A 23,820-nucleotide genomic window follows, 5' to 3' on the forward strand; every position below is an offset into this window, starting at 1 on the left:
TTCTAATTAAAAAACAATAAGCTACGAAACCCCTTATTGTGGATAAAAATCATCGTACACACGGGTAAGAACTGTGGACAAATGTAGATGAACCGTTGCTCTCTCGGCTTGGAACAGCTTGCTAACAGGGTTTTGGATATATTCTGCACATGCCGGCTCGAGGTTCCGGAGGAGTCGGCAGAAGAATTTGCACAGAGCTGGAATCGACATCCTGGCAGGCACGAATGGCGTTTTTTCGGCTCGCGGGCGGACTGTCGAAGAGCGGTTTACATGAACTGTTTTTGGCAAATCCGGCCTAAAATGAATCTTCTGCGACCGGTACAATAGCCAGCCTTACTATTGTCCGAATCATCATTCCATGAAATATCGCGATCTTCGTGAATTTATTCTCCATTTGGAGTCGATCGACGAGCTTAAACGCATAACCGTGGAAATCGACCCGAACCTCGAGATGACCGAAATATGCGACCGGACTCTCAAGGCTGGCGGTCCGGCACTACTGTTCGAAAGGCCGACCGGATCGCATGTCAGGGTGCTGGCCAATCTGTTCGGGACGCCTCGCAGGGTTGCTTTGGGGATGGGGCAGGAATCGGTCGAAGCGCTTCGTGAAGTTGGAAAGCTTCTGGCTTTTCTCAAGGAACCGGAACCGCCGAAAGGCATGCGCGACATGTTCGATAAGCTGCCAATGTTCAGGCAGGTGCTGAACATGCCGGCCAAGGAAGTGAAGAACGCGCCATGCCAGGAGATCGTTTATGCCGGATCGGATGTCGACCTCGGCCGTTATCCCATTCAAACGTGCTGGCCGGGAGATGCGGGACCATTGATCACCTGGGCCTTGGTCATTACCCGAGGTCCGCATAAGGAAAGGCAGAATTTGGGAATTTACCGGCAACAGGTCATCGGCAAAAACAAGGTCATCATGCGCTGGCTCGCGCATCGGGGCGGCGCGCTGGATTTCAAGGACTGGCAGGAGGCCCGCCCCGGCCAGCCGTTTCCGGTTGCCGTCGCATTGGGCGCGGATCCCGCCACCATTCTTGGTGCCGTGACGCCGGTGCCGGATTCGCTTTCGGAATACGCCTTCGCGGGGCTCTTGCGTGGCGCCAAAACGGAAGTGGCCAATTGTCTTCTGAGCGATTTGCAAGTGCCCGCGACGGCCGAAATCGTCTTGGAAGGTTTCATCTATCCCGGCGAAACGGCGCCGGAGGGCCCGTTCGGAGATCACACCGGCTATTACAACGAGGTCGAGGAATTCCCCGTTTTCACCATCGAGCGCATCACGCAACGGGAAAGCCCGATCTACCACAGCACGTATACGGGACGTCCTCCGGATGAGCCGGCCATTCTGGGCGTTGCCCTGAACGAAGTCTTCGTGCCTATCCTGCAAAAGCAGTTTCCGGAAATCGTCGATTTCTATCTGCCGCCGGAAGGCTGTTCTTACCGGCTTGCCGTGGTCAGCATGAAGAAACAGTACCCTGGCCATGCAAAACGGGTGATGTTCGGCGTATGGTCGTTCCTGCGGCAGTTCATGTACACCAAGTTCGTGATCGTTGTGGATGAGGATATCGATGCGCGGAATTGGCAGGATGTGATCTGGGCGATGACGACTCGCATGGATCCTGCGCGCGATATCGCGTTGATCGAAAACACGCCGATCGACTATCTGGATTTTGCCTCGCCGGTTTCGGGTCTGGGTTCGAAAGTCGGGTTCGACGCGACCAATAAGCGGCCCGGCGAAACGGTTCGCGAATGGGGCCAACCCATCGCGATGACGGAGGCCGTTCGGTCAAAAATTGATCAGCTTTGGGATAGCCTGGGCATTTAAGCGAGGCCTCTAAGCGGAATGTAAACGGTCACGCAATCGGTGCCGCCGCTATCTCTCTATATTTCAAAATGACTAAGTATTTTTCGATGCCGCGTTTTCTTTGGCCGGTAATTCTTCTTTTAATGCTGGTATCCCACCTCGGGCTCAGCCAGTCGGCCGAGGTTGAACAGGCGCGCCCGTTGAACGAGTTGGTGAAGGATTGGCAGAAAGTCCTGGACCAGGCCGAAAAGGATTTGGCTAAACCCGATGTCCCAGACCGCCGGCTTGCGGCTCTGCGCGAAGAGCTGACGACCATGCAGCTCGATGCCCGCAGGGCATCGGACGAAGCCCTGCCGGAAGTACAAGTGATTCGGGACGAACTTGCTGCCTTGGGGCCGCCGCCGGCCGAGGGAGCGCCGCCCGAAGCGCCGACCGTGGCGGCCAAGCGCAAAGCCATGAACGAACGCCTCGCTGCGGCGGAAGGCGCAATCAAAGAGGCGGAGCTCATCATCGCTCGAGCCGGGCGACTCGCAGGCGAGGTCAAGACCTTGCGGCGCATCCGTTTTACCGAACACGTCTTGAAGCGGGGTATCTCGCCGCTGACGCCGGCAGTTTGGCGAAAAGCTTGGTCCGAGTTGAGTACCGGATTTAGCGTCATCGCGCAAAACCTTCAGCAGTGGCGGTCCAGCGATACCTTTGCGCGAGATGCCCGGGCCATCGGTTGGCGTCTGGCCTTAGGCGTAGGCGTCGCGATCCTGTTGGCGTTTCCCTTGCGCAGGGCTTTGATTCGAAGATTCGGCTATATCGAAGTCGAGGCCGAACCGACTTATGGCCAGCGTTTGAGAACGGCTTTGTTCACAGGCTTTATTCGGGCTCTGTTACCGTCCGCGGCCGTTTTGGCGCTTTTCCTGAGCCTGTCTTATACCGGATTGTTGACCGAGCCGCTGCTGGCCGTGGCTCGGACCGCTTTGCTCTCTCTGATTTCGCTGTTTTTCGTGGCAGGCTTTTCCCGTGCGGCGCTGGCCCCGTTCGAGCCGGAGTGGCGCTTGGTTCAAATCCATGACGAGGGAGCCCGGGCTATCAGCCGCACCGTGAACGGCTTGGCTTTCGTATTCGCTCTCGACCGGGTATTGAGCGAAATCGGGACCCAGTTCAATGCCTCGGTCGAATCGACGCTTTTGCAAAAATTCCTGTTCGGCTTGCTCATTGCAGCTTTGCTGCTGAGTCTGCTGCGTCGCAGTATATGGTTCTCGCCCGACAGACCCCCGCTCAGCCCGACCTGGCAGCGTCTTCGCTTCGTGTTGAAGGTCCTCGTTTATGCGATTCCGGTATCGGGCTTGCTCGGTTACGTGGCCTTGTCCCGTTTGCTGGCCACACAGCTGGTGTTGACTGCCGGGCTTTATTTGTCCGTGCTCCTGTTGCGCAAGATCAGCTACGAACTCATCGACGACGTCTTGAGCAAGACATCGCCCTTGGGGGCCAAGCTCCGCAGCAGCCTCGCCCTGAGCGACGACGGCGCCGAGATGCTCAAGTTCTGGCTGAGCGGAACCGTTGGCCTCTTAATCCTGGCCATGGGCGTGGTCCTGCTGTTGGTATTGTGGGGTGCCGCAGGCAAAGATCTCACCGCCTGGCTTCACAGCGTGTTTTTCGGCTTCAAGGTCGGCAACATCACGCTATCCCTTGCCGACATGCTGCTGGCCTTGGCGCTTTTTGCAGGGCTACTCGCAGCCACCCGGATGATTCAGAAAGCGCTGGACCAGCGTATCTTTCCGCGGACGCGACTGGATGTCGGCATCCGGCATTCGATCCGTTCCGGAACCGGCTACGTCGGATTTACTGTCGCGGCGATGCTGGCGATCTCGACCTTAGGTATTGACCTGTCCAATCTGGCCATCATCGCCGGCGCATTATCCGTAGGTATCGGTTTCGGCCTGCAGAATATCGTCAACAATTTCGTGTCCGGGCTGATTCTGCTCATCGAACGCCCGATCAAGGCCGGCGATTGGGTCGTGGTGGGCGATCACCAGGGTTATGTGAAGAAGATCAGCGTGCGCGCGACCGAAATCACGACCTTAGACCGCGCTTCGGTGTATATCCCGAACTCCACGCTGATTTCGGGCGCGCTAACGAACCGAACCTACGCCGACAAAGCGGTGGGGCGCGTCGTGCTGCCGCTCGGCCTGTCTCATGACACGGATGCCAAGCGAGTACGGGACCTTCTGCTGAAGATCGCGCTAGATCACCCGGAAATCCGCCGCATCCCGCCGCCGGTCGTTTTGTTCAAAGGGTTCGCGGAAAGTACCCGAAACTTCGAACTGATCGCGCTTCTCCACGATGCCGGAAAGGTCGATTCAGTGACCAGCGATCTTTGTTTCGAAATCGACGAAATATTCCGCAAGGAAGGAATCCCGATTCCGTTCCCGCCTCGGAATTTGAACCTGAATCTTAACGGCGAGCAGTTGCAGCAGATCCTGACGGTGCGCGAGGAAAAAACACCGCCAGGGAATTGAACCCGGATCACTCCGACTGATCGCCCGCCGGATTGTCCGAATAGCGGAGCGCTTCGGTCAAGTGAGGGTCGATGATGCTTGCCATGATTTGATGCAGCTTGGGATTTGCCGTCAGCACGTTACCGGATTCGAAGTATTTGTCTTTCCCTTCCAAATCGGTAACGATGCCGCCTGCTTCCTGAATCAGGAGAAGGCCGGCAGCCATGTCCCATTTTTTCAGGCCGATTTCCCAGAAACCGTCCAACCGCCCTGCTGCCACGTAAGCGAGATCCAGAGCCGCCGAGCCCGCGCGCCGGATTCCGGCCGTATCTTTCATGAGATCGCGCATCATGCCCAAATAGGCCTCGACGTGACGCTGATCCTTGAACGGGAAACCCGTACCCAGCAACGCCCCCTTCAGGCCGTTTTGCTTGCTTACCCGGATACGCCGATTGTTGAGCGACGCGCCGGCGCCTCGGGCCGCCGTAAACAGCTCCTGGCGCAATGGGTCGTAGATCACGCCCTTTTCGATGCGCCCGCGGTGGAGCAGAGCGATGGATACGCAGAATTGAGGAAACCCGTGCAGGAAATTGGTGGTTCCATCCAGGGGATCGATGACCCAGACGAAATCGGTCTTGGCCGGGCCTTGCCGACCACTTTCTTCCCCTAGAAAAGCGTGAGTGGGATAAGCTTTCTGCAAAGTGTGGATAATTTCACGTTCCGCCTGGCGGTCCACTTCGCTGACGAAGTCGTTGCGTCCCTTGGGCGTGATCGTAAGAAGGTTCACCCGGTCCATCGAGCGAACGATAATATCGCCCGCCGTCCGAGCCGCGCGAACCGCGATAGTGAGCATGGGATCCATATTGGAATCGGCGCTGGTTAAAAAGCGGTTTAGGGTATCAAATTTCTGATAGTATTTTACCTTTTTTGGTTATAGCTCTCGCTGAAGCATGAATCGCTTGTCCCATGTCAGGATCGTGCTGGTTGGAACCACGCATCCCGGCAACATCGGTGCGGCGGCGCGCGCCATGAAGAACATGGGGCTGCGCGATTTGGCTCTGGTCGCGCCCAAGGTCTTTCCCAGCGGAGAAGCGACGGCGCGAGCATCCGGTGCCGACGATATTCTGTCCGAGGCGCGGGTTTGCCGTGACTTGCAGGAAGCCATCGACGATTGTGCTTTGATTGTCGGGGCCAGCGCACGGCTCCGCACCATTTCCTGGCCGCAGCTCGATCCGCGGGAATGCGCGAAACAGGTCACTGCGGGTAATACGAAGACTGCGATTTTATTCGGGCGGGAACATTCGGGTCTGACCAATGAGGAATTGGAGCGATGTCACTACTTGCTGCATATTCCCTGCGATCCCGATTTCAGTTCACTGAATGTCGCCGCGGCGGTTCAGATCGTGGCTTACGAGCTTTTTCTCTCAACTCAGAAACACGCTCACACCGACAATAACGGTCCAGCCCTGGCTACGGCGGCTGAAATGGAATCCTTTTACGGACACTTGGAACGCACCTTGTACAATCTCCGATTTCTCCACGAAAGAAAGCCTGGACCTTCGGTGATGCGCAGGCTCAGGCGAATCTTTAACCGAGCCATGCTGGAGAAAAAGGAAATTCATCTTTTGCGCGGCATCTTGACGGCCGTTCAGCTTCGAATACGACCCCCGGCGTGAACCCTTATGTGGCAACGATTGAAAGAAGAATTCAGCTGTATTTTCGACCGTGACCCGGCGGCCCAATCCTATTTCGAAATTTTCACCACCTATCCGGGGGTGCACGCCATTTTGGCTCATCGATTCAGCCATCGATTGTGGAATTTCGGGCTCAAATGGCCGGCTCGATTCATCTCGACCTTGGCCCGCTGGTGGACGGGTATCGAAATCCACCCCGGAGCGCGGATCGGAAAGCGGTTCTTCATCGATCACGGCATGGGAGTGGTCATAGGTGAAACGGCGGTGATCGGCGACGACTGCACGCTATATCACGGCGTGACGTTGGGCGGCACGTCCTGGAAAAAGGGAAAGCGGCACCCGACCTTGGGCAATGGAGTGGTGGTCGGCGCCGGCGCCAAAATACTCGGTCCGATAACCATTGCCGACGGCGCCCGTATCGGCTCCAATTCGGTAGTACTGAAGAGTGTCCCTGCCGGCGCCACGGTGGTGGGCATCCCCGGTCATGTGGTGAGTACCGACCGCCAGGCCCAGGAAGCGCGCCGTCAGGCTATCGCCAGCAAACTGCGTTTCGACGCTTATGGTTTGACGCCCGACATGCCCGATCCGGTGGCTCACGCGATCAATCACATGCTCGATCACATACAAGCGCTGGACGAGCAGATCGAGGCGCTAAAGCGCGCCCTCAAACAGCAGGGTATCGGCGTTTCGGAAGCGCCATTGCCCGAACTGGAGCATTGCGAGCTGAAAACGGGCGAGGAAAAATAAAGAAATTCAGCCCCACGGCTATCGGGAGTGGCGATGCCGCTATTTTTCCAGTACTTGAAAAATCTTGTTCGCCCATCCGACACTTTCGAGATGAATCTTGCCTATTCGGGATAAGTCCAGGTTCTCGAAACGCACCTCGTCCAGCTTCCAACATTCGTAGTTGATGGCGCAACTCAGGGCCTCTCCAGCCAATCCCGCGCGATGCACTAAGGCATCTTTCACCTCGCTCGATAGCGGCAGGCCGCCAACCGCGTCATCCAAGGAAGTCTCCAGCAGCTGGTCGATGGTGGACATCAGGCCTACCAGGAAGAATTGCTCGCTGTTCGGCAACTTGAGGAACGCGGCGAGAGATTCGCACATTTTTGCTCGAATCAAAGCGATTTTGACAATCTCTCTCGGCCGGTCGGGAAAATTCGCCAGGCTGATCAACGATGCCCAGCGCTGGACTTCGCGGATACCCAAATAGGTAATCGCGAATTTCAGCGAATCGATCTGTTTCGGCAGCGCGTAAAATGCGGAGTTGATGTAGCGGAGCAGTTTGTAGCTGAGTCCCACGTCCATCGAAATCGTGCGCGCGAGTTCGGGTATCGAGATGTTCGGCCGATTGATTTTTGCCAACAGCTGTAAAACGGCGTGTTGACTGGTTTCCAACCGTTTTCCCCGCACCATGTTCGGCCGGCTGAAAAAGAATCCCTGAAAATACTGGCAGCCCAGCTCCCGATACTCCAGATATTGCTCCTGCGTTTCCACCTTTTCGGCCAGGAAGCGGACCGGCAGCTTCTTCAGTCGTTCCATCACACGTCCGCTCGCAGACGGAGTGACCATTTGGATGTCGAACTTGATGAAATGGGCCATTTCGATCAAAGGCTGCCAACGCTCTTCAAATACAAAGTCGTCAAGCGCGATCTTATAACCCTGTTGAACCAGGCCTCGCACGGCTTGAATCAAAGCCTCGTCGATGTGGACGTCTTCCAGTACCTCGATAACCACCTTATCTTTGGGGAGCAGCAAAGGGGTTTCGGAAAGCAAGTTCTCCCGAGTGAAATTAATGAAAGCCAGTTGTGCTCCGACGATTTGATCCAACCCGTATTCAAGCAAGCTGTCCACGACGATTTGATTGCTGGCGGCGGTTGGTCCGAACGTCTCAACGGTATCTCCGTTTATGTCGCGGAATAACAATTCATAGGCAAAAATGCGCAAGTCGCGGTCAAAGATTTGTTGCCGTCCGATGAGAAAATCGTTCCTCACGATGATCGAGCCCTGTGTCTGAGGTTTGAATCGGTTTGGCATGTTGCAGACTGGTTACTGCGCTACGATTTATGCCCGATTCACCGACGATAGCGTCGGATAGGTAATGAGTCATGAAAAGTTTAGCGAAGACTGAGACACACACTCGACAAGTCGGGTGGCTCACCCGGCAGGAACGAAGATTTGAACTCTCCGCTCGCTTGGCCCGATTGGCCGTGATTCAGTGAAAGAATAGTTCAGCTTTACGAAAATAGATTCGAGACAAACAAAACCTCATTCAGATGGAAACGATCATGTCCGACGCTATCCCAGACTTTGATGCCGATGTGCTTCAACGCAGCCACACCATACCGGTTCTAGTCGATTTCTGGGCGCCTTGGTGCGCGCCCTGCCGCGCTTTGGGCCCGCTCTTGGAGCGGCTCGCACAAAGAAATTCGGACCGCTTCGTGCTCGTGAAGATCAACACCGAGGAATTGCCGGACGTCAGCGCCCGTTATCAGGTGCGCAGCATTCCCAACGTCAAGCTTTTCGTTGACGGACAGGTCGTCGATGAGTTCAGCGGCGCGTTGCCGGAGACCATGATCGAGCAGTGGCTGAACCGTGTTCTGCCCAGCCCACTGAGGAATAGGATCAAACAAGCGGAAACCGAGGTCTTCGCCGGTCGTCCCGACAAGGCCGCGGCAATCCTGGAAGAAGTGCTTGCCGCAGAACCGGATAACGATGTCGCCGCCATCATGTTGGCTCGCTTGCTCCTTCCGTCGGATCACAGGCGAGCCATGGCAGTCGTGGAACGAATCGGCCCCGATTCGGATTCTCATCCGATGGCGGAAAGTATTCGCACTTTTTCCCGGTTGTTCGGTTACGCCGAAAACCCGGAAATGCTGCCGGAAGCTCCCCTGAAGCCTGCCTATTTATCAGCGATCGAGTATTTGAAGAATGCCGACTTCGAGCAGGCCTTATCGACCTTTATCGAGGTGGTCAAAGCCGCGCGTCATTATGACGGCGATGGCGCCAGAAAAGCCTGCCTGGCCATTTTCAAGTTTCTCGGCGATGACCATGAACTGACCCGGGAGTATCGCGGCCGTCTCTCCAGTGCCCTGTATGTTTGATCCGGCGGTTCGCTCTTATTTGTGAATTTTGACCCGGAAATATTCGGGATCGGCATCACCGGTCAAATCGACCATTGACGAGAAAGAACGAACCTCGCCCCGCTCCAGCATATCCAAATTCGGCGTGCCGTCTTGGTGAAAACCGATTTTGGACACGCCGACTTGAACGCCGACCCGGTCGAAAAAAAGGACATCCACCTCGGGATGGATGAGCGTCAAGTCGGTATTGTGCATAACGATCTTATACTCGTAATGTTTATCCGAGTTCTTGCCGGCGACGGTGAAAACGATGTTTTTCACATAGCCTAGATCGAGCGGAATCACTTTATCGAACTCGAGCTTGGTCAAGTTCGGCAAGCGAGACGTCGTTAGTGCAGCGATGTCGGCCCGCAGTTTTTCGACTTCCGGTTTCAGGGCTTGAAGCTCCAGCGCCTGTTTCTTCTCCAATACGGTCAAATCCAGATTTTCCTGTTCACTTAGAGTCAACTGGATAAACAAGACCAAAAGCGCCGTGGTTTCTACGACCAACACAATGGATAAAAGAAAAATCAACCTCGTCTTGGACGACGAGCGGCGATGTTTGCCTCGAGACGAATACGCTTGCACGTTATCCGTCGCATTTGCGGAGTCATTGTTCGATAGCCTGTACATTTTTTCTCCTTAGGCAACACCTTACCATCTCTATGAGTACGCTCGACGAGGTTTCGCATATCTGCCATACATTCCGGTACGGCCGTAAAGCGATCTCCCCCTTTCCGAAGACGCCAAGCACATACTTTCCATCCCCCGCTGGAAAACCCTTGCTAAAGTTTGTGGACAGCGTGTGCTGAACGAGCACGAAAGAGCTCGGCAAAAAATTATCCACAACTCAGCCACAGGCGTACACTGTTTTTAACACACCTTTATATATTTCTTAATGCATTGTTTAAAAAAGAAAAATAGTGAGCGTCAACAGACTTCTTCCGGCTTTGTAATTAAAGGAAAGATTTTTTGACTTGTTTACATTTGGTAATGTGGCCAATCGGGTCCGAGTCTAGATAAGCGGCTAAGCTTTAACAGGTCGCGAAAAACGAGAATATCGATTCCTGTTTGCGAAAAAGCGGCTGAGTTGCAAAAGAAAAAAGTTTCTAGAACGTTACATATTCAAAAAATCGATAAGGGGGGAGAGATGACCGCGTTTGGCGTTTTCGTATTATTTCTCTTGGTACTGTCCGTTATCTTGGTCGTACTGAGTGTCAAGTTCGTGCCTCAAGGTTCCGAATTCACGGTACAGCGGTTCGGAAAATACACCGCGACACTCAAGCCCGGCCTCAATGTGATCATGCCGGTGATCGATCAGATCGGCGCACGGATCAACATGATGGAACAGGTCTTGGACGTTCCTTCGCAGGAGGTCATCACGAAAGACAATGCCATGGTCAAAGTGGATGGCGTCGTGTTTTTTCAAGTGGTGGATGCCGCCAAAGCGGCCTACGAGGTCAGCAACCTGCAGCTTGCCATCATGCAGCTGACGATGACCAATATCCGTACCGTGATGGGTTCCATGGACTTGGACGAGCTGTTGTCGAAGCGAGACGAAATCAATGCCCGTCTGCTTTCAGTGGTGGACGATGCCACTACGCCCTGGGGTGTCAAGGTGACGCGGATCGAGATCAAGGACATTACGCCGCCGCAAGATCTGGTCGATTCCATGGCTCGCCAGATGAAGGCGGAACGGGACAAGCGCGCTGCCGTACTCGAGGCGGAAGGCTTGAAACAGGCAGCGATTCTCCGCGCCGATGGCGAAAAACAAGCGGCGATTCTCGAAGCCGAGGGCCGCAAGGAAGCCGCATTCCGCGAGGCCGAAGCCCGCGAGCGTCTGGCCCAGGCCGAGGCGCGGGCTACCCTGATGGTCTCCGAGGCCATCGGCAAAGGGGATGTTCAGGCGATCAACTACTTCGTTGCGCAAAAATACGTCGAAGCGTTGCAAACCCTCGCCGCGGCCGAAAACAGCAAGGTTATTCTCATGCCCTTGGAAGCCTCCAGCGTTATCGGCGCTCTAAGCGGCATCGGCGAAATCACCAAAGAAGCGTTTTCCAAGAAGGCAAGCTAAATGGCATTCGAGATCGTTTTTTGGCACTGGTGGGCGTTCGGCGTGTTTCTTCTTATCGTCGAACTCCTCGCGCCGGGAATGTACTTTCTATGGATGGCCGAATCGGCGTTCGTCGTCGGCGTGATCAAGCTGATCGTGCCGGCGCTGGACTGGGAGTATCAGCTGATATTGTTCTCGGTACTGTCGATCGTCAGCATCGCGGTGTTCCGGCTGTTCCTCAAAAGACATCCCATCGAGACCGATCAGCCTTTGCTGAACCAGCGAGCCGCGCAATATATAGGACGACTGTTCACGCTCGAATATCCGATCGTCAACGGTCAGGGGCGGATCCGCGTGGACGATTCCACATGGAAGGTGCAAGGGGAGGACTGCGAGCCGGGAAGCAAGGTTCGCGTCGTGGCCGCCGAAGGCGTTGTTCTGAAGGTCGAAAAGGCTGCGTGAATCGCGCGCGTTTAAACCCTCAACGCTCTCACGCGTCGCCTCAGCTGGTCGATATCGCGCGGATCTGCCTGTCGTCCGTATCGGATCCGCAGGAACAGCGTGGTGATGGCGCCGATGGCCTCTTTGGCCTCGGGCCGTTCGGAGGCGGCGCGTAAAGCGAAATCACGGGGTCCTTCGCCGGTCTGTTTGACCAGCCCGTTTTTTGCCATTTTTTTGAGGAATCGATTGTAAGCCGCCATGGCGGGATCGGCCGCCTTGGGCTTTCGGCGAGGGCGCAGCCAAAGTCCGACCAGCACGCCGCAGAGGATTAACAGCGCAGTCAGCCAGGTGATCAATCCCCGCCAGTCTACGATACCCAAAGCTTCCCAAAAACGCTTTTGGTTTTCCGGGTTATAGCTCAACACCCGCTGGTTCCAAGCGTGATCGACGCTGGCCCAGATGAGACGTGCCTGATCGTACCAGTCGTGGAGATCGAAAGCGGCATCGGCCAGTGCCCGTCCGACAGGACTGAAACTGACCTCGTGATCGGCCATTTGCCGATCCAGGTCTATCCCCTGCTCGATCCGGTGCGGCGCCACGGCGGCAGTGGGGTCGACGCGCGTCCAGCCTTGTTCGGATAACCACACCTCGGCCCAGGCGTGAGCATCGGCTTGGCGTACTTCCAGGAATTTTCCAACCGGGTTCCATTGCCCTCCCTGATAACCGGTTACCACCCTCGCCGGAATTCCCGCCACCCGCATCAGATAAACGAACGCCGTGGCGTAATGCTCGCAAAAGCCCTTGCGGGTCTCGAAAAGAAAGGTGTCCACCGGCTTGTCGCGTATGACCGGCGGGTTGAGCGTGTATACGAACGGCTCCTCGCGAAAATGGAGCAGCGCCTTGTTCACGATGTCTTTTGGGTCCGACGACGACTGGCGCCAGCGTTCGACCAGCCGGAGCATGCGTGCCGAAGGTCTATCCGGCAGCTGGAGACCCTGTTCCCGCTCGGCGGGGCTGAGTTCGCCGGTTCGGTAATTCGGATAGGAGCTGATCGTGTATTGCCGGCGTTCGCCGACGTTTTGCGGCGTCAGCAGCAAATATTCGGGCGTCTGAGCGAGGTTCTCGGGAAAAACTTTGGGTAGATCCAAAGCGAAAACCCAGCGTTTTTGATGCGGCTCAAGAGTGATCGTGTAACGGTAAGCCGGTCCGGAGAATGCCGGTGCCTGAACGGTGTTCCGGCCTTGTTCCGGCGGCAGGGTCCAGCGTCTTCCATCGGTATGCCAGAACACCGGGCCTCGCCAGTAGCGCTCGGCGGGCAGCGGCAAGGGACCTTCGAAATCGGCGCGAAAAGCCGGCTCCCGCGACAAGGCGAGGCGGCTGACGCTGCCGGGCTCTATGATATCGCTGAGCCCGGTCTTTGCGCTGCTCGGATCGTCCGGAAGCTTCCACAAAGGCCCCGCGATACGCGGGAAGAATATGAACAGGACTACCATGATCGGCATGGCTTGCGCCACCAATGACGCCGCCATTCTGAACTGGGTTTTGAGCGACAGGACAGGACCCGCGTTCAGGCCGATCAATACGGAAATCAGCAAGGCAACGGCAGCCAGCGTATAGACGGCCAGGGCGATGCTCTGGGAGAACAGGTACTGAGTCAGAGCCACGAAGAACGCGAGATAGACCACCAGGTATACGTCGCGCCGGTTCCGCATTTCCATCAGTTTCAGTCCCAGGCCGACGAGAAAGAGGCTGGATCCGGCTTCGCGTCCGTAAAAGCGATGGTAATCGACGTAAACCAAAGCTGCGCCGGACAAGGTCAGAAGAAACAACAGCAGACGGCCGGGCAGCAAGGCGGGCCGATACCCTGACGCGAATCGCCAGGCCGCCATCAAGGAAAAATAAAGAACGATTGCCCAGCCGAGATTGAGAAGATGCGGTGCGGCAACGAAGAAAACACTGAATAGAAGCAGGTTTTCCTGCGTCCGATCCGGCACGAACGACGTTGCTGCGGGCTTCTTCATAGATCGAACAGAGCCAGCGACTCGAGACACTTCCGGCAGTGCGATGCGCCGTGACCTTCGGCTATGGTCGTTCCTGGCAAGCTGAGGGCATATCGCATCCCAGCCTGCTCGGCATCCAACACCCAGCGGCAAAACCGGCTCAAGCGCGCCTCCGTATCCAATCCCTTGGTATCCGTCCAGTTCAAATGAAGGACTTCCGTTTCGTCCCCCGCGTATTGCTTGATTACCGGATCGCGTCCTTTGGCCAGACTTTTCCAATGAATGTGCTTGAACGGATCGCCCGGTTGATAAGCCCGAAACCCGTGGAAATCATCGGAAGCATTTCGTGGTCGGGCACCGACATGATCGTCCTCGGAACGTGGGAAAGGCAATCGTTCCTGGGTGGGTCTCGGGTAGACCAGAACCTTATATTTCAGATTGATCGGCGACCAGGCGTAGAAGATTCCCAAAGGAAACGCGGTGCTGATGGTTACGGTGTCGAGCTCGAGCCAGCCCCGCTTTTCCGCTGGGACCCGAAGGATTGCCGAAACAGTACCCTCGGGAGGTATGTCCATCCGTAACGCCTCGGCGTCTTTCAGCCTCAACTCGATGCCATAGCGCGGCAAAGCCGCGGAGTTGGTCAGCCGCAACTCGAAAGATGCCAGGTCGCCGGCGAAGACGGGGCTCATTTTTCCGGCGCCGACGCTCAGTCCGGAAAGGTTGCGGTAGCTGTAGAACAACGAGGACATGGCAGCCGCCGCCAATAGGAAAGTGAGGATGAACGCCAGATTGTTGCCATAGTTGATGGCGGTGAGCCACTGAATCAACAGGAGCAGCGCAAGGGCCAAGCCGGATCGGCTGGGCAGAATGAAGATTCGCCGGTGAGACAACATGACCGGCCCATCGATCGCTTTTTCGCCTCGGAGGAAGCGCCGAAGGTCCAGCCGTTCCCGAAGCGGGAGCGCAGTCATCTCAAACCGCCGCAACCTGTTCCAGCATCGGCGCCACAATGACGTCGGCGTTCGTAGCGCCGCTCGATACGGGACGCAGCCTATGCCCGCAAACCGGAGCCAATACCGCCTGCACGTCCTCGGGCAAGACCGCTTCACGGCCTTCGATGAAGGTCCAGGCGCGGGCGGCGTTCAACAGGGCGAGGCCCGCGCGCGGCGATAATCCGCATTCGTAATGACCGGATTCGCGGCCGAATCTGATCAGCGCCTGGAGATAATCCAACAGCGCATCGGAGACGTGTATGCTCCTGACCTGGTCCTGGATCGCCACTAATTCGTCCGTCTGAAGGCAGACCGGGAGTTTTTCGAGCAAAACGGAGCGGTCCTCGCCTTTGAGCAAGGCACGCTCCGACCGGCTATCCGGATAACCCAAGCTAATGCGCATCAGGAACCGGTCCAATTGAGACTCGGGCAAAGGAAACGTTCCGATCTGGCACACAGGATTTTGAGTAGCGATGACGAAAAACGGTTCCGGCAGCGAACGGGTTTCTCCCTCGACCGTGACTTGGTGTTCTTCCATCGCTTCGAGCAGCGCGCTCTGGGCTTTCGGGGTCGAGCGGTTGATCTCGTCAGCCAAGATCATTTGGTGGAAGATCGGACCGGGTTGAAAATGAAACGCATGGTTGTTCCCGTCGAAGATCGACGAGCCGACGATATCGGCCGGCAAAAGATCGCTGGTGAACTGAATGCGTTGGTATTTGAGGCCCAAAAGGTTGGCGAGAGTGTGCGCCAAGGTCGTTTTGCCGACGCCGGGCACATCCTCGATGAGTAAATGCCCCCGCGCCAGCAGGCAACAGATCGCGAGACGGATCTGACGCGGCTTGCCGAGGATGACGGTGTTGGCGGTATGGAAGAGTCGGTTTAGGGCGTTGCGCATGGAGAACCTGAGAAGTCGTTTTCGCAACGAAGTATAGCTTTGTCGGAAGACGCGACGGCGCAGAGACCGGACGCGGGCTTCCGTATCAATTCGAAAGCATCTGAATCGGTTATATCCCAAAATCCGGTATGTTTTTGGGATATAACCTAAAACGACGCCCCGATGGGTTTCTAGGCATCTTGAGCCCGCGATTCTGACCGCCCGCCGAAATGACAGCGAAGTGTTCATCTCGCTCATACGGCATAACGGACTTGACGGAAGTCGTTGGCGCTTTCGGCTAGGGTAAATCGACTCAAGTATTTGTAGGTCGGCAATCCTTTGCCGACAAATGCGCCGTGAAAGGATTCCCGACCTACTCGCGAGTGCCCGTACGGTAGATATGAAAATGCTCTAAGCTCGAACCAGGGCTTTCCGAGCCGATGCGCAAACTCTTGATGCATTGGATGTCCGGCGCTAGTACAAGGAACTGCATGCCCGGGACTGCATCGGCACGCACGGCCGTTCTGGATAGAGGTCGAATTGCTACTGGAGATTAGCCTGAAAACGGACGGACTGAACGGCTGGGACAGTCTCCCCGAACAATCGATCTAGGCGAATTCGTATCTCCGCTCTATGGCTGAATGCTTGGAACTCGGGGGCTGCGCGTGCATGCTGAAAAAACGCTCAAAGAAATGCTCGGAGCGGCATTGGATTCAAGAGTCCCGCTGCTCGATAAAGCGTTTTTCGAACTCGTCCTCCGGCAGAGGGGGAGAAACGTAGTAACCCTGAATTTCGTGGCAGCCATAGAATTTTAAAAGTTCCAGTTGCTCCCGAGTTTCGACGCCTTCGGCCACGACCTTTAAATTGAGGATTTGCCCCAAAGTCACGATGGTCTTGATCAGCGCCGCTTGCTCCGAAGTCGGGTCGCCGGTGTAGGCATGGATGAAGGAGCGGTCGATCTTGATGGTCTGGACGGGCAATTTTTGCAGATAAGACAAGGACGAATAGCCGGTGCCGAAATCGTCCATGGCGATATGGATGCCGCGATCCCGGATACGGCTCAGCCGCTCGGACGCTTTTTCGATGTCGTGCATTACCAAGGTTTCGGTGATTTCCAATTCGACGGCCCCGGGATCGGTTCCTGTTTCGGCCAGCACGCGATCCAGCAAGTCGATGAAATCGTCCGCTAAAAGTTGTTTGGCCGAGAGGTTGATAGCGATTCGGAATTCCGGCAGTTTGTGCTGCCAAGCGCTGGTTCTTAAACAGGCTGTCCTGAGAATCCATTGACCGAGCGGAATGATCAGGGCCGTTTCTTCGGCAATGGTGATGAAGCGGCCGGGCGATACGATGCCCTGCTCGGGGTGCCGCCAGCGGATCAGCGCTTCAGCGCCGGTGATCCGGTTCGAAACGCAGTCGACCTTGGGCTGATAGTAGAGTAAGAACTCCTCCCGCTCGATCGCCTGGCGCAACTGGGTTTCCATCACCATGCGCTGGCGCGGCTCCTCTTTCATGTGGTCTTCGAAATAGCGGAATGTCCGGCGTCCCTTTGCCTTGGACACATACATGGCGGCATCGGCGTGTTTGGTCAAGGTGGTGAAATCCCGACCGTCGTCGGGGAATAAAGCTATGCCGATGCTGGCGCCCACGAAGATCTGATGGTTCTGAATGTGGATCGGCTTCCCCACCGTATCGATAAGTTTCTGGGCAACATCGGCGGGTTCCGCGGCATCGGCGACGTTCGACAGAATGATGGTGAACTCGTCTCCGCCGAACCGCGCCACGGTATCGGTTTTGCGCAGGCAGTTCCGGATACGCGACGCGACTTCCTTCAGCAGGTAATCGCCGGCCCAGTGCCCCAGCGTGTCATTGACATCCTTGAAATTGTCCAGATCGATGAAACATACGGCCAACCTGGTTCCGTTGCGTAGCGCCAGAGCGCTTTCGTGCTCGAACCGTTCCTTGAAGAGAAAGCGGTTGGGCAGGCCCGTCAGAGAATCGTAGTAGGCCAATTGTTCCAATTTTCTCTCGGCATGTTTCAAGCTGCTGATATCCAGGGCGACGGCCACGTAATGGGTGAGCCTGTCCCGCTCGTCGGCGACGGCATTGATGGTCAGCAGCATCGGGAAGCACTCGCCGCTCTTCCGCCGATCCCAGATTTCGCCCTTCCAATAGCCTTTGCTTAAAAGGGTTTTCCACATACGGACGTAAAATGCCTGGTCTTGCAGACCCGATTTGAGCAAACGGGTGCTTTGACCCACCACCTCCGATCGCCGATAGCCGCTGATATCACAAAATGCGTCGTTCACGTCCAGAATCGTTCCCTCGAGATCGGTGATGAAAATCGCCTCGCTGGTGTTCTCGAATACTTTGGCGTTCAGCCGCAGTTGGGTTTCCCTTGCTTTGATTTCGGTGATGTTCGTCGCCGTGATGACGGCGCCTTCCAGCTTGCCCTGCTCCGAGTGCAGCAGGTTGCCCTTCAGCCAGTAAATCGGGCCCGGGCGCTGGCGGGGCGGAACGGACAGACGGTGCTCGCCGCTATAGGATTTGTGCAAACGGATGGTCTCCAGCAGTGCCGATTTCGCCGGCCAGGGCAAGGGTGGCAATTGCGCGGCGAGAAACCGTCTGTCTTCCGGGGACAGCAGTTCGTCGACAGGGGAACCGGACCACGCTTCCTCGGAGAGCCCGAGCTGGCGTTCCGCCGCTCCGTTGACCTGACGGATGCGGCCCTCCGCATCGACGACGACCAGAACATCATCCATGGTGTCCAGCACACGCTGGATGAAGCGGCTGAGAGCCTGCTGGCGTCCCATGGCTTCCTTGAGTTTCGCCTTCTGTTGCTCCGATTCCTTGAGCATGGCATCCATGCTTCGGGTGATGGCCAGGATGCGTTTTTCCTGTTTCAGATTCGCCAGCCTCAGTTTTTCGGTTTCTTCCCTCATTTGGCGGAGGGCTTCGGAATCCTCTTCCCCGCGACTTGGTTCGTGATCGGTGTTGCAAATCCAATAGGGTCCCTTCTCCGGCAAGGGGATGTTAAATCGGCCGTTGTCCACTTCGACCTTCAGTGCTGCCGAATTCAGTTCGATACGCTGGCCGTGCACCGGACAGATCAACTTTCCGCCGTCGAACAAGGGACAGTCCGTCAAATCGTGACCCTCATGCGGACAATGGGCGGGAATCGCCCAGAATTGGCCATCCCTGCTGAAAATGAGGATGTCCGTGAATCGGCGTTCGCCCGGAAAAAGAATGCGCCCCGTCCAACGGGGCGGACAGGCCGTTTCGACGAGAGTCACCGATTCGACGGCGATACGGCGGCTCGGCGGGTTTAGGGGTTTCACACCGACACCAGACGCTGGATGGTACGGACCGCCTTTTCGACGGCGCGTTCCGACTTGCCGGACAGACCGGGAGAGAAAGGCTTGATGGCCCTTTTCTCGACCTCGGCCCCCACGATGATGATGTCCGGTGGCGACTCGCAGACGATTTCGAGGGCCTTCAACAAGTACGGAATACCCAAGCCATGACCGATGGGGGTTTCCCAGCGTCCGACCGTATCGTCGGGTTTGAATACGCAAACAGCGCCGGCATTCCCCGTATCGGCCAATGCGTCAACCAGAATCGCCTGACGGCAATCGGTCAAGAATTCCAGTGCGTTCAGTCCGGCTATGCCCGCGTTGAACAGCTTGACGTCCCTCGGCCAAGCCAGCCGGCGGAGCTGTTGATAAACGCGGATGCCGAAGCCGTCGTCGCCGTGCAACTCGTTACCGAAACAGACGATGTGACGACCGTCCATGATCAGGGCCAGACCGTCATCCGCTTGCCCGTATCCAACAGGTGCACGGTGCAAACCAGGCAGGGATCGTGGGAGCGGATAATATGGCCGATCTCCACGGGATCGTCCGGATCGTCGACGGTAAGGCCGATCAAACTACTCTCCCAATGTCCGTGCCGGCCTTCGCTGTCCTTGGGCGATGCGTTCCAGGCGGTCGGCGTGATGACCTGGTACCGGGAAATGGCTCCGTCGGTGACTTGCACCCAGTGGCCCAGGGCACCCCGTGCCGCAGTTATCAGTCCGAATCCCTCCCCGTCCGGGATTTCGTCCGCGGCAGGCGAAGTAAAGTGGGGATCGTCCAGATGGGCGGCCAGCTCGTGCAGGATCTCCCGCATTTTCTGGAGCAGCAAAGCCGTGCGGCGCAGGCGGGCGAACTGCCGCAACCAGGTGTTTCCGCCCTCCGCCCGATACAGCGAGCCGATCAGCGGATCGCCGTCGATCAGCAATTCGGCCAGGGGACCCGTTTGTACCACCTCGTTCCGATAGCGGGGCGCCTTGCTCCAGGAATAGCGATTGGAGTGGGGTTGAAAATCCGGAATGGTCTCACCGCGGAACGGATGGCGGCCGCCTTCATACGGCTCGAACCAGGAATAGCGCACGTGCTCGGCGATTTCGGCCTGATCGAAAGGTTCGATCTTCCCCGTATCGCCATCGAGGAAGCCCGATTTGAACATCTGCCCGCCGGCCGAATCGCAGTAAGCGCCGCAGCTCAGCATATGGGAAGTTCCGAAACCGGAACGGTGCAGGCCGATGTCGCGGCTCATCCTCGTCATCAGGCCGATGGCGCTATTCGCGTGAGTGTCCGCGGCTTCGAGCCAGGCGAAGAGCTGGTCGGCGGATTCGAGCTCCAGCCAGGGACCCAGATCGGTTCCGATGACTGCCTGCTCGAACCATCGGGTCAGATTGTTGATGATGGACAGGCTGTCCAGGATGCGGCGACTGGTGGGAGGAGCCGTCACCCCGCCCGGCACCATGTAGGAGGAATGGGGCCACTGGCCTCCGAAGATGGCAACGATCCCGGGAACATGGCGCGAATGCTCCAGGGTGCCGCGATGGGCCCAGCCTTTGAAGGGCAGGAAGGCCCCCAGTGTTTTTTCGTAAAGCGGCCGGCCGGCATATTTGGGATGGCAAAAATCGGCGGTAAAGAATAGAAACGATTGCCGCAGATCGCTTTGCACCGTCTCGGCCATCAGGCATAGATTGCGGATGCGGGAAGCATTGGGGGGCACGGCAATACGACCGATTTGCTCCAGGGCCAGAACGGCCGAATAGAGATGGGCGGTGCCGCAAATGCCGCAGATTCGGGGCGTAATGACCAATGCGTCCTTAGGTTTTCGGCCTATGAGGATTTGCTCGAATCCCCGATAGAGCGAACCGATGCAGCGGGCATCTACCACTTCGCGACCTTCCAGCTCCAACTGGAATTCCAGGTCGCCTTCGACCCGATTAAGATCGATCTGGATAATTCGTCTAGCCATCAGGGATCCATTTCTTTATTCAGGACCCGTTCGGGCGCGGCCTCGTGGGCCAGGCTCTTGTACGCCATATAATTGGCGCGCTCCACCCCCAAGGGCAGGTTTATCGGAACGGCGCCGATTTTCTCGGTGCGAAACAGATCCTGGTCCAGCGGGAAGTCCGGGGACGTACAGCCGAAACAGGGTACTCCCGCGCGGGTTTTACTGCTGCGGCCGTTCCAAAGCTCGGTATTGCAAATGGCATGCGTGGTCGGTCCCTGGCAGCCCAGGTTGAAGAACAAACAGCCCTTTTCGCCGAAGGCGCTGTCCTCGACGTCGTACTCGTGATACTCGTTCCGCGTGCAGCCTTGATGCACCAGGGAATTGAAAAAATCCTTAGGGCGGTTGAGATGGTCGAGTTCCAACGGAAGTCCGGAAGCCAGCATGGCCAGCGTCTTGGTCATGGCGTTGGGATGTGCCGGACAGCCGGAGACATTGATGACCGGCGCTCCCGCTCGCGACCGCCATTCGGCAGGCAGCAAGCCGCCGGGAAGTTTCTTGTCGAACTGGATGCCTGTGCAGTCGGTCGGATTGGGGGGTGCGGCGTGGACGCCGCCGAAGGCCGCACAAGTACCCATGGCAACCAGATAACGGCATTTTTCCGCCAGCTCCCTGACCAAACTCATCTTGGAACGGCCGCGATACGGATCGTACAGGCCGGATCCATTGGGTCCGGTCATGATGCTGCCTTCGATGCACAAGATATCGAGTCTTTGCTCGTCCCTGAGAATGGCCTCGATCAGGGCGTCCAGCTTCCCTTTGGGCTCTGAGGACAAGGACGGTTGCCAGAGGATGTCGATGCCGTATTGATCCAGGAGTTCTTCCAGCGACGGACTGTCGGCGCACAGGATCGACATCGTATCGCCGCCACAGGCACCGGTTTGTAGCCAAAGTAATGTAGTCATCGGAGTTTCGATAAGGACTGGCGGAGCCGTGTTGTTCGATTTGTTAACGCTAGGTGTAGAATGTGTTGAACAATAGTGTATAGGTAAAAAGATTGCGTGGCTTTGCATCACAGAGCGTACGGGCGTGTCTTGGCTTAAACGCAATGCCAATTTTGGCGTTCGATGTAGTAAGCTATGCGCGCACTTCAGGGGAGTGCAAAACCGGTCTATCTGCCTGAAATTTCAACTCTCATGCATTTTTCCACCGAATTCGACGTCATCGTGGTCGGTGGCGGACACGCTGGTACGGAAGCGGCTTTGGCGGCTGCGCGGACTGGCTCTAAGACGCTGCTGCTTACCCAGAACATCGAAACCCTTGGCCAGATGAGCTGCAATCCCGCTATCGGGGGGATCGGCAAAGGGCATTTGGTCAAGGAGATCGATGCTCTGGGCGGCTTGATGGCGCATGCTGCGGACCGAGCCGGCATTCAGTTCCGTGTGCTCAATGCCAGCAAAGGCCCGGCGGTGCGGGCGACTCGGGCCCAAGCCGATCGCGTGCTTTATAAGAAAGCCGTGCGTCGGGTGCTGGAAACTCAGCCGAATTTGACCTTATTCCAGCAGGCCGTATCCGATCTGATCGTGGAAAATTACCGCGCAGCCGGCGTGATCACGCAGATGGGGCTCAAATTCAGGGCTCGTACGGTGGTCCTCACCGTAGGCACCTTCCTGGCCGGCCGGATTCATATCGGTCTCGAAAACTACGAAGGCGGCCGGGCGGGCGATCCGCCCTCTAACGCTTTGGCGGCGCGTTTGCGCGAACTGCCGTTTCGGGTCGGCCGGCTCAAGACCGGAACGCCTCCTCGGATCGACGGGCGAAGCATCGATTATGCGGTCATGCTGGAGCAGCCCGGCGACGAGCCGGTTCCCGTGTTCTCATTCCTCGGCCGGCGGGAGGAACATCCTCGCCAAGTGCCTTGCTACATCACCCGTACCAACGAACGGACTCACGATATCATCCGCTGCGGTCTCGACCGCTCGCCGATGTATGCGGGCGTTATCGAAGGGGTCGGGCCGCGCTATTGTCCCTCTATCGAAGACAAGGTCGTGCGTTTCGCGGAAAGGGATTCGCACCAGATTTTTGTTGAACCCGAAGGTCTCGATACTTACGAAATCTATCCGAACGGCATTTCGACCAGTCTGCCCTTCGACGTGCAGTACGAGCTTGTGAGGTCGATACGCGGTTTCGAAAACGCTCATATCACACGGCCGGGCTACGCCATCGAATACGATTTCTTCGATCCGCGCGACCTGAAGTCCTCGCTCGAAACCAAGCACCTCGAGAACCTGTTCTTCGCCGGACAGATCAACGGCACGACGGGATACGAGGAAGCCGCCGCGCAAGGTCTGATCGCGGGCGTCAACGCCGCGCGCAAGGCCAAGGATCTGGAACCCTGGTCGCCTATGCGCGACGAGGCTTACATGGGGGTTCTGATCGACGATCTGATCACTCGGGGCACGAGCGAACCCTATCGCATGTTCACCAGCCGGGCGGAATACCGGTTGCTGCTACGAGAGGACAACGCCGATCTTCGGCTGACCGGGAAAGGCCGCGAACTCGGATTGGTGGACGACGAGCGCTGGCGTGCATTCGAAGCGAAGCAGCAGGCCATTGCGGAGATACAGACCGGCCTGGCAAAAACGTATGTCAGACCGAATACTGCCGAAGCCGAAACCATAAGCCGGTTCCTGAGTGCGCCGCTGTTGCGGGAATCCACCCTACTCGAACTGCTGCGGCGACCGGAGATCCGCATCGAACACCTCCAAGCGATATCCGCTCGGTTAACTGAAGAAGAAAACGAGCAAGTTCTCGATCAAGTCGAAATTCAGGCGAAGTACCAAGGCTACATCGATCGCCAGCAGGCGGAGATCGAGCGCTCTCGCCGCTACGACCATTGGCGTTTGCCGGAAAGTCTCGATTATCAGAACGTCATCGGGTTGTCCAACGAGGTCCGGGAAAAGCTCAAACAACAACGTCCCGAAACTGTCGGGCAAGCAGCGCGGATTCCGGGCGTCACACCGGCGGCGATTTCGCTGCTGTTGGTCCATCTTAAAAAGAAGAGCGCCTGA

Annotated in this window: 18 protein-coding genes; 8 read left to right on the forward strand and 10 right to left on the reverse strand. The window is 56.9% G+C overall.

The features are described 5' to 3' along the window. Positions 1-358: 358 nt before the first annotated feature. Together ubiD and B2A78_RS02290 are read left to right on the forward strand one after the other, a co-directional pair. Complete coding sequence (gene ubiD, locus B2A78_RS02285) at positions 359-1,822, forward strand: 4-hydroxy-3-polyprenylbenzoate decarboxylase (RefSeq protein ID WP_077728290.1); 1,464 nt, start codon at positions 359-361, stop codon at positions 1,820-1,822. 86 nt (positions 1,823-1,908) lie between these two features. Next, positions 1,909-4,311: a DUF3772 domain-containing protein gene (locus B2A78_RS02290; protein ID WP_168175322.1), complete on the forward strand. Its 2,403-nt coding sequence runs from the start codon at positions 1,909-1,911 to the stop codon at positions 4,309-4,311. A gap of 7 nt (positions 4,312-4,318) precedes the next feature. Here the strand turns inward: B2A78_RS02290 and B2A78_RS02295 are convergent, their stop codons facing one another. Beyond that, positions 4,319-5,152, reverse strand: coding sequence for an inositol monophosphatase family protein (locus B2A78_RS02295; RefSeq protein WP_077728292.1), 834 nt, complete (start codon positions 5,150-5,152; stop codon positions 4,319-4,321). 88 nt (positions 5,153-5,240) lie between these two features. Here B2A78_RS02295 and B2A78_RS02300 point away from each other — a divergent pair, with 88 nt between their 5' ends. Together B2A78_RS02300 and cysE are read left to right on the forward strand one after the other, a co-directional pair. Next, positions 5,241-5,966, forward strand: a complete 726-nt coding sequence (locus B2A78_RS02300) for an RNA methyltransferase (RefSeq protein WP_077728293.1) — start codon at positions 5,241-5,243, stop codon at positions 5,964-5,966. Positions 5,967-5,972: 6 nt separating this feature from the next. After that, positions 5,973-6,731: a serine O-acetyltransferase gene (cysE, locus tag B2A78_RS02305; RefSeq protein ID WP_077728294.1), complete on the forward strand. Its 759-nt coding sequence runs from the start codon at positions 5,973-5,975 to the stop codon at positions 6,729-6,731. Positions 6,732-6,770: 39 nt separating this feature from the next. Here cysE and B2A78_RS02310 read toward each other — a convergent pair whose 3' ends face one another. Then, complete coding sequence (locus tag B2A78_RS02310; protein WP_077728295.1) at positions 6,771-8,021, reverse strand: HDOD domain-containing protein; 1,251 nt, start codon at positions 8,019-8,021, stop codon at positions 6,771-6,773. A 251-nt stretch (positions 8,022-8,272) separates the two neighbouring features. On the opposite strand from B2A78_RS02310, the gene B2A78_RS02315 reads away from it, so the two are divergent. Next, a complete protein-coding gene (locus B2A78_RS02315) occupies positions 8,273-9,088 on the forward strand; it encodes a tetratricopeptide repeat protein (protein ID WP_077728348.1) in 816 nt (271 codons plus the stop codon). A gap of 15 nt (positions 9,089-9,103) precedes the next feature. Here the strand turns inward: B2A78_RS02315 and B2A78_RS02320 are convergent, their stop codons facing one another. Continuing rightward, a complete protein-coding gene (locus B2A78_RS02320) occupies positions 9,104-9,739 on the reverse strand; it encodes a hypothetical protein (protein ID WP_077728296.1) in 636 nt (211 codons plus the stop codon). 517 nt (positions 9,740-10,256) lie between these two features. On the opposite strand from B2A78_RS02320, the gene B2A78_RS02325 reads away from it, so the two are divergent. Both B2A78_RS02325 and B2A78_RS02330 read left to right on the forward strand, forming a co-directional pair. Beyond that, the gene (locus B2A78_RS02325; RefSeq protein WP_077728297.1) at positions 10,257-11,180 is read left to right on the forward strand and encodes an SPFH domain-containing protein; all 924 of its coding nucleotides are present in this window, start codon (positions 10,257-10,259) and stop codon (positions 11,178-11,180) included. Beyond that, the gene (locus B2A78_RS02330; RefSeq protein ID WP_077728298.1) at positions 11,181-11,621 is read left to right on the forward strand and encodes an NfeD family protein; all 441 of its coding nucleotides are present in this window, start codon (positions 11,181-11,183) and stop codon (positions 11,619-11,621) included. A gap of 11 nt (positions 11,622-11,632) precedes the next feature. Here B2A78_RS02330 and B2A78_RS02335 read toward each other — a convergent pair whose 3' ends face one another. The 7 genes from B2A78_RS02335 to B2A78_RS02365 form a co-directional block, all read right to left on the reverse strand. After that, positions 11,633-13,621 (reverse strand): DUF3488 and transglutaminase-like domain-containing protein, encoded by a 1,989-nt coding sequence (locus tag B2A78_RS02335; RefSeq protein WP_077728299.1) that lies wholly within the window; start codon positions 13,619-13,621, stop codon positions 11,633-11,635. Continuing rightward, the gene (locus B2A78_RS02340) at positions 13,618-14,571 is read right to left on the reverse strand and encodes a DUF58 domain-containing protein (protein ID WP_077728300.1); all 954 of its coding nucleotides are present in this window, start codon (positions 14,569-14,571) and stop codon (positions 13,618-13,620) included. Before B2A78_RS02340 ends, B2A78_RS02335 begins: the two co-directional genes overlap by 4 nt. A gap of 1 nt (position 14,572) precedes the next feature. After that, the gene (locus tag B2A78_RS02345) at positions 14,573-15,487 is read right to left on the reverse strand and encodes a MoxR family ATPase (RefSeq protein ID WP_077728301.1); all 915 of its coding nucleotides are present in this window, start codon (positions 15,485-15,487) and stop codon (positions 14,573-14,575) included. A 692-nt stretch (positions 15,488-16,179) separates the two neighbouring features. Further along, complete coding sequence (locus tag B2A78_RS02350; protein WP_077728302.1) at positions 16,180-18,801, reverse strand: EAL domain-containing protein; 2,622 nt, start codon at positions 18,799-18,801, stop codon at positions 16,180-16,182. Next, the gene (locus tag B2A78_RS02355) at positions 18,798-19,256 is read right to left on the reverse strand and encodes a hydrogenase maturation protease (protein WP_077728303.1); all 459 of its coding nucleotides are present in this window, start codon (positions 19,254-19,256) and stop codon (positions 18,798-18,800) included. The genes B2A78_RS02350 and B2A78_RS02355 overlap by 4 nt, the downstream gene beginning before the upstream one ends. 2 nt (positions 19,257-19,258) lie before the next feature. Further along, the gene (locus tag B2A78_RS02360; protein ID WP_077728304.1) at positions 19,259-20,773 is read right to left on the reverse strand and encodes a nickel-dependent hydrogenase large subunit; all 1,515 of its coding nucleotides are present in this window, start codon (positions 20,771-20,773) and stop codon (positions 19,259-19,261) included. Further along, on the reverse strand, positions 20,773-21,714 hold the full coding sequence (locus B2A78_RS02365) for an NADH:ubiquinone oxidoreductase (protein WP_077728305.1): 942 nt from the start codon (positions 21,712-21,714) through the stop codon (positions 20,773-20,775). Before B2A78_RS02365 ends, B2A78_RS02360 begins: the two co-directional genes overlap by 1 nt. A 231-nt stretch (positions 21,715-21,945) precedes the next feature. Here B2A78_RS02365 and mnmG point away from each other — a divergent pair, with 231 nt between their 5' ends. Continuing rightward, entirely contained in the window at positions 21,946-23,820 is a 1,875-nt protein-coding gene (gene mnmG, locus B2A78_RS02370; RefSeq protein ID WP_077728306.1) for a tRNA uridine-5-carboxymethylaminomethyl(34) synthesis enzyme MnmG, read from the forward strand.

This window comes from Methylocaldum sp. 14B (assembly GCF_002005105.1).
In the GTDB taxonomy this organism is placed as follows: Bacteria; Pseudomonadota; Gammaproteobacteria; order Methylococcales; family Methylococcaceae; genus Methylocaldum.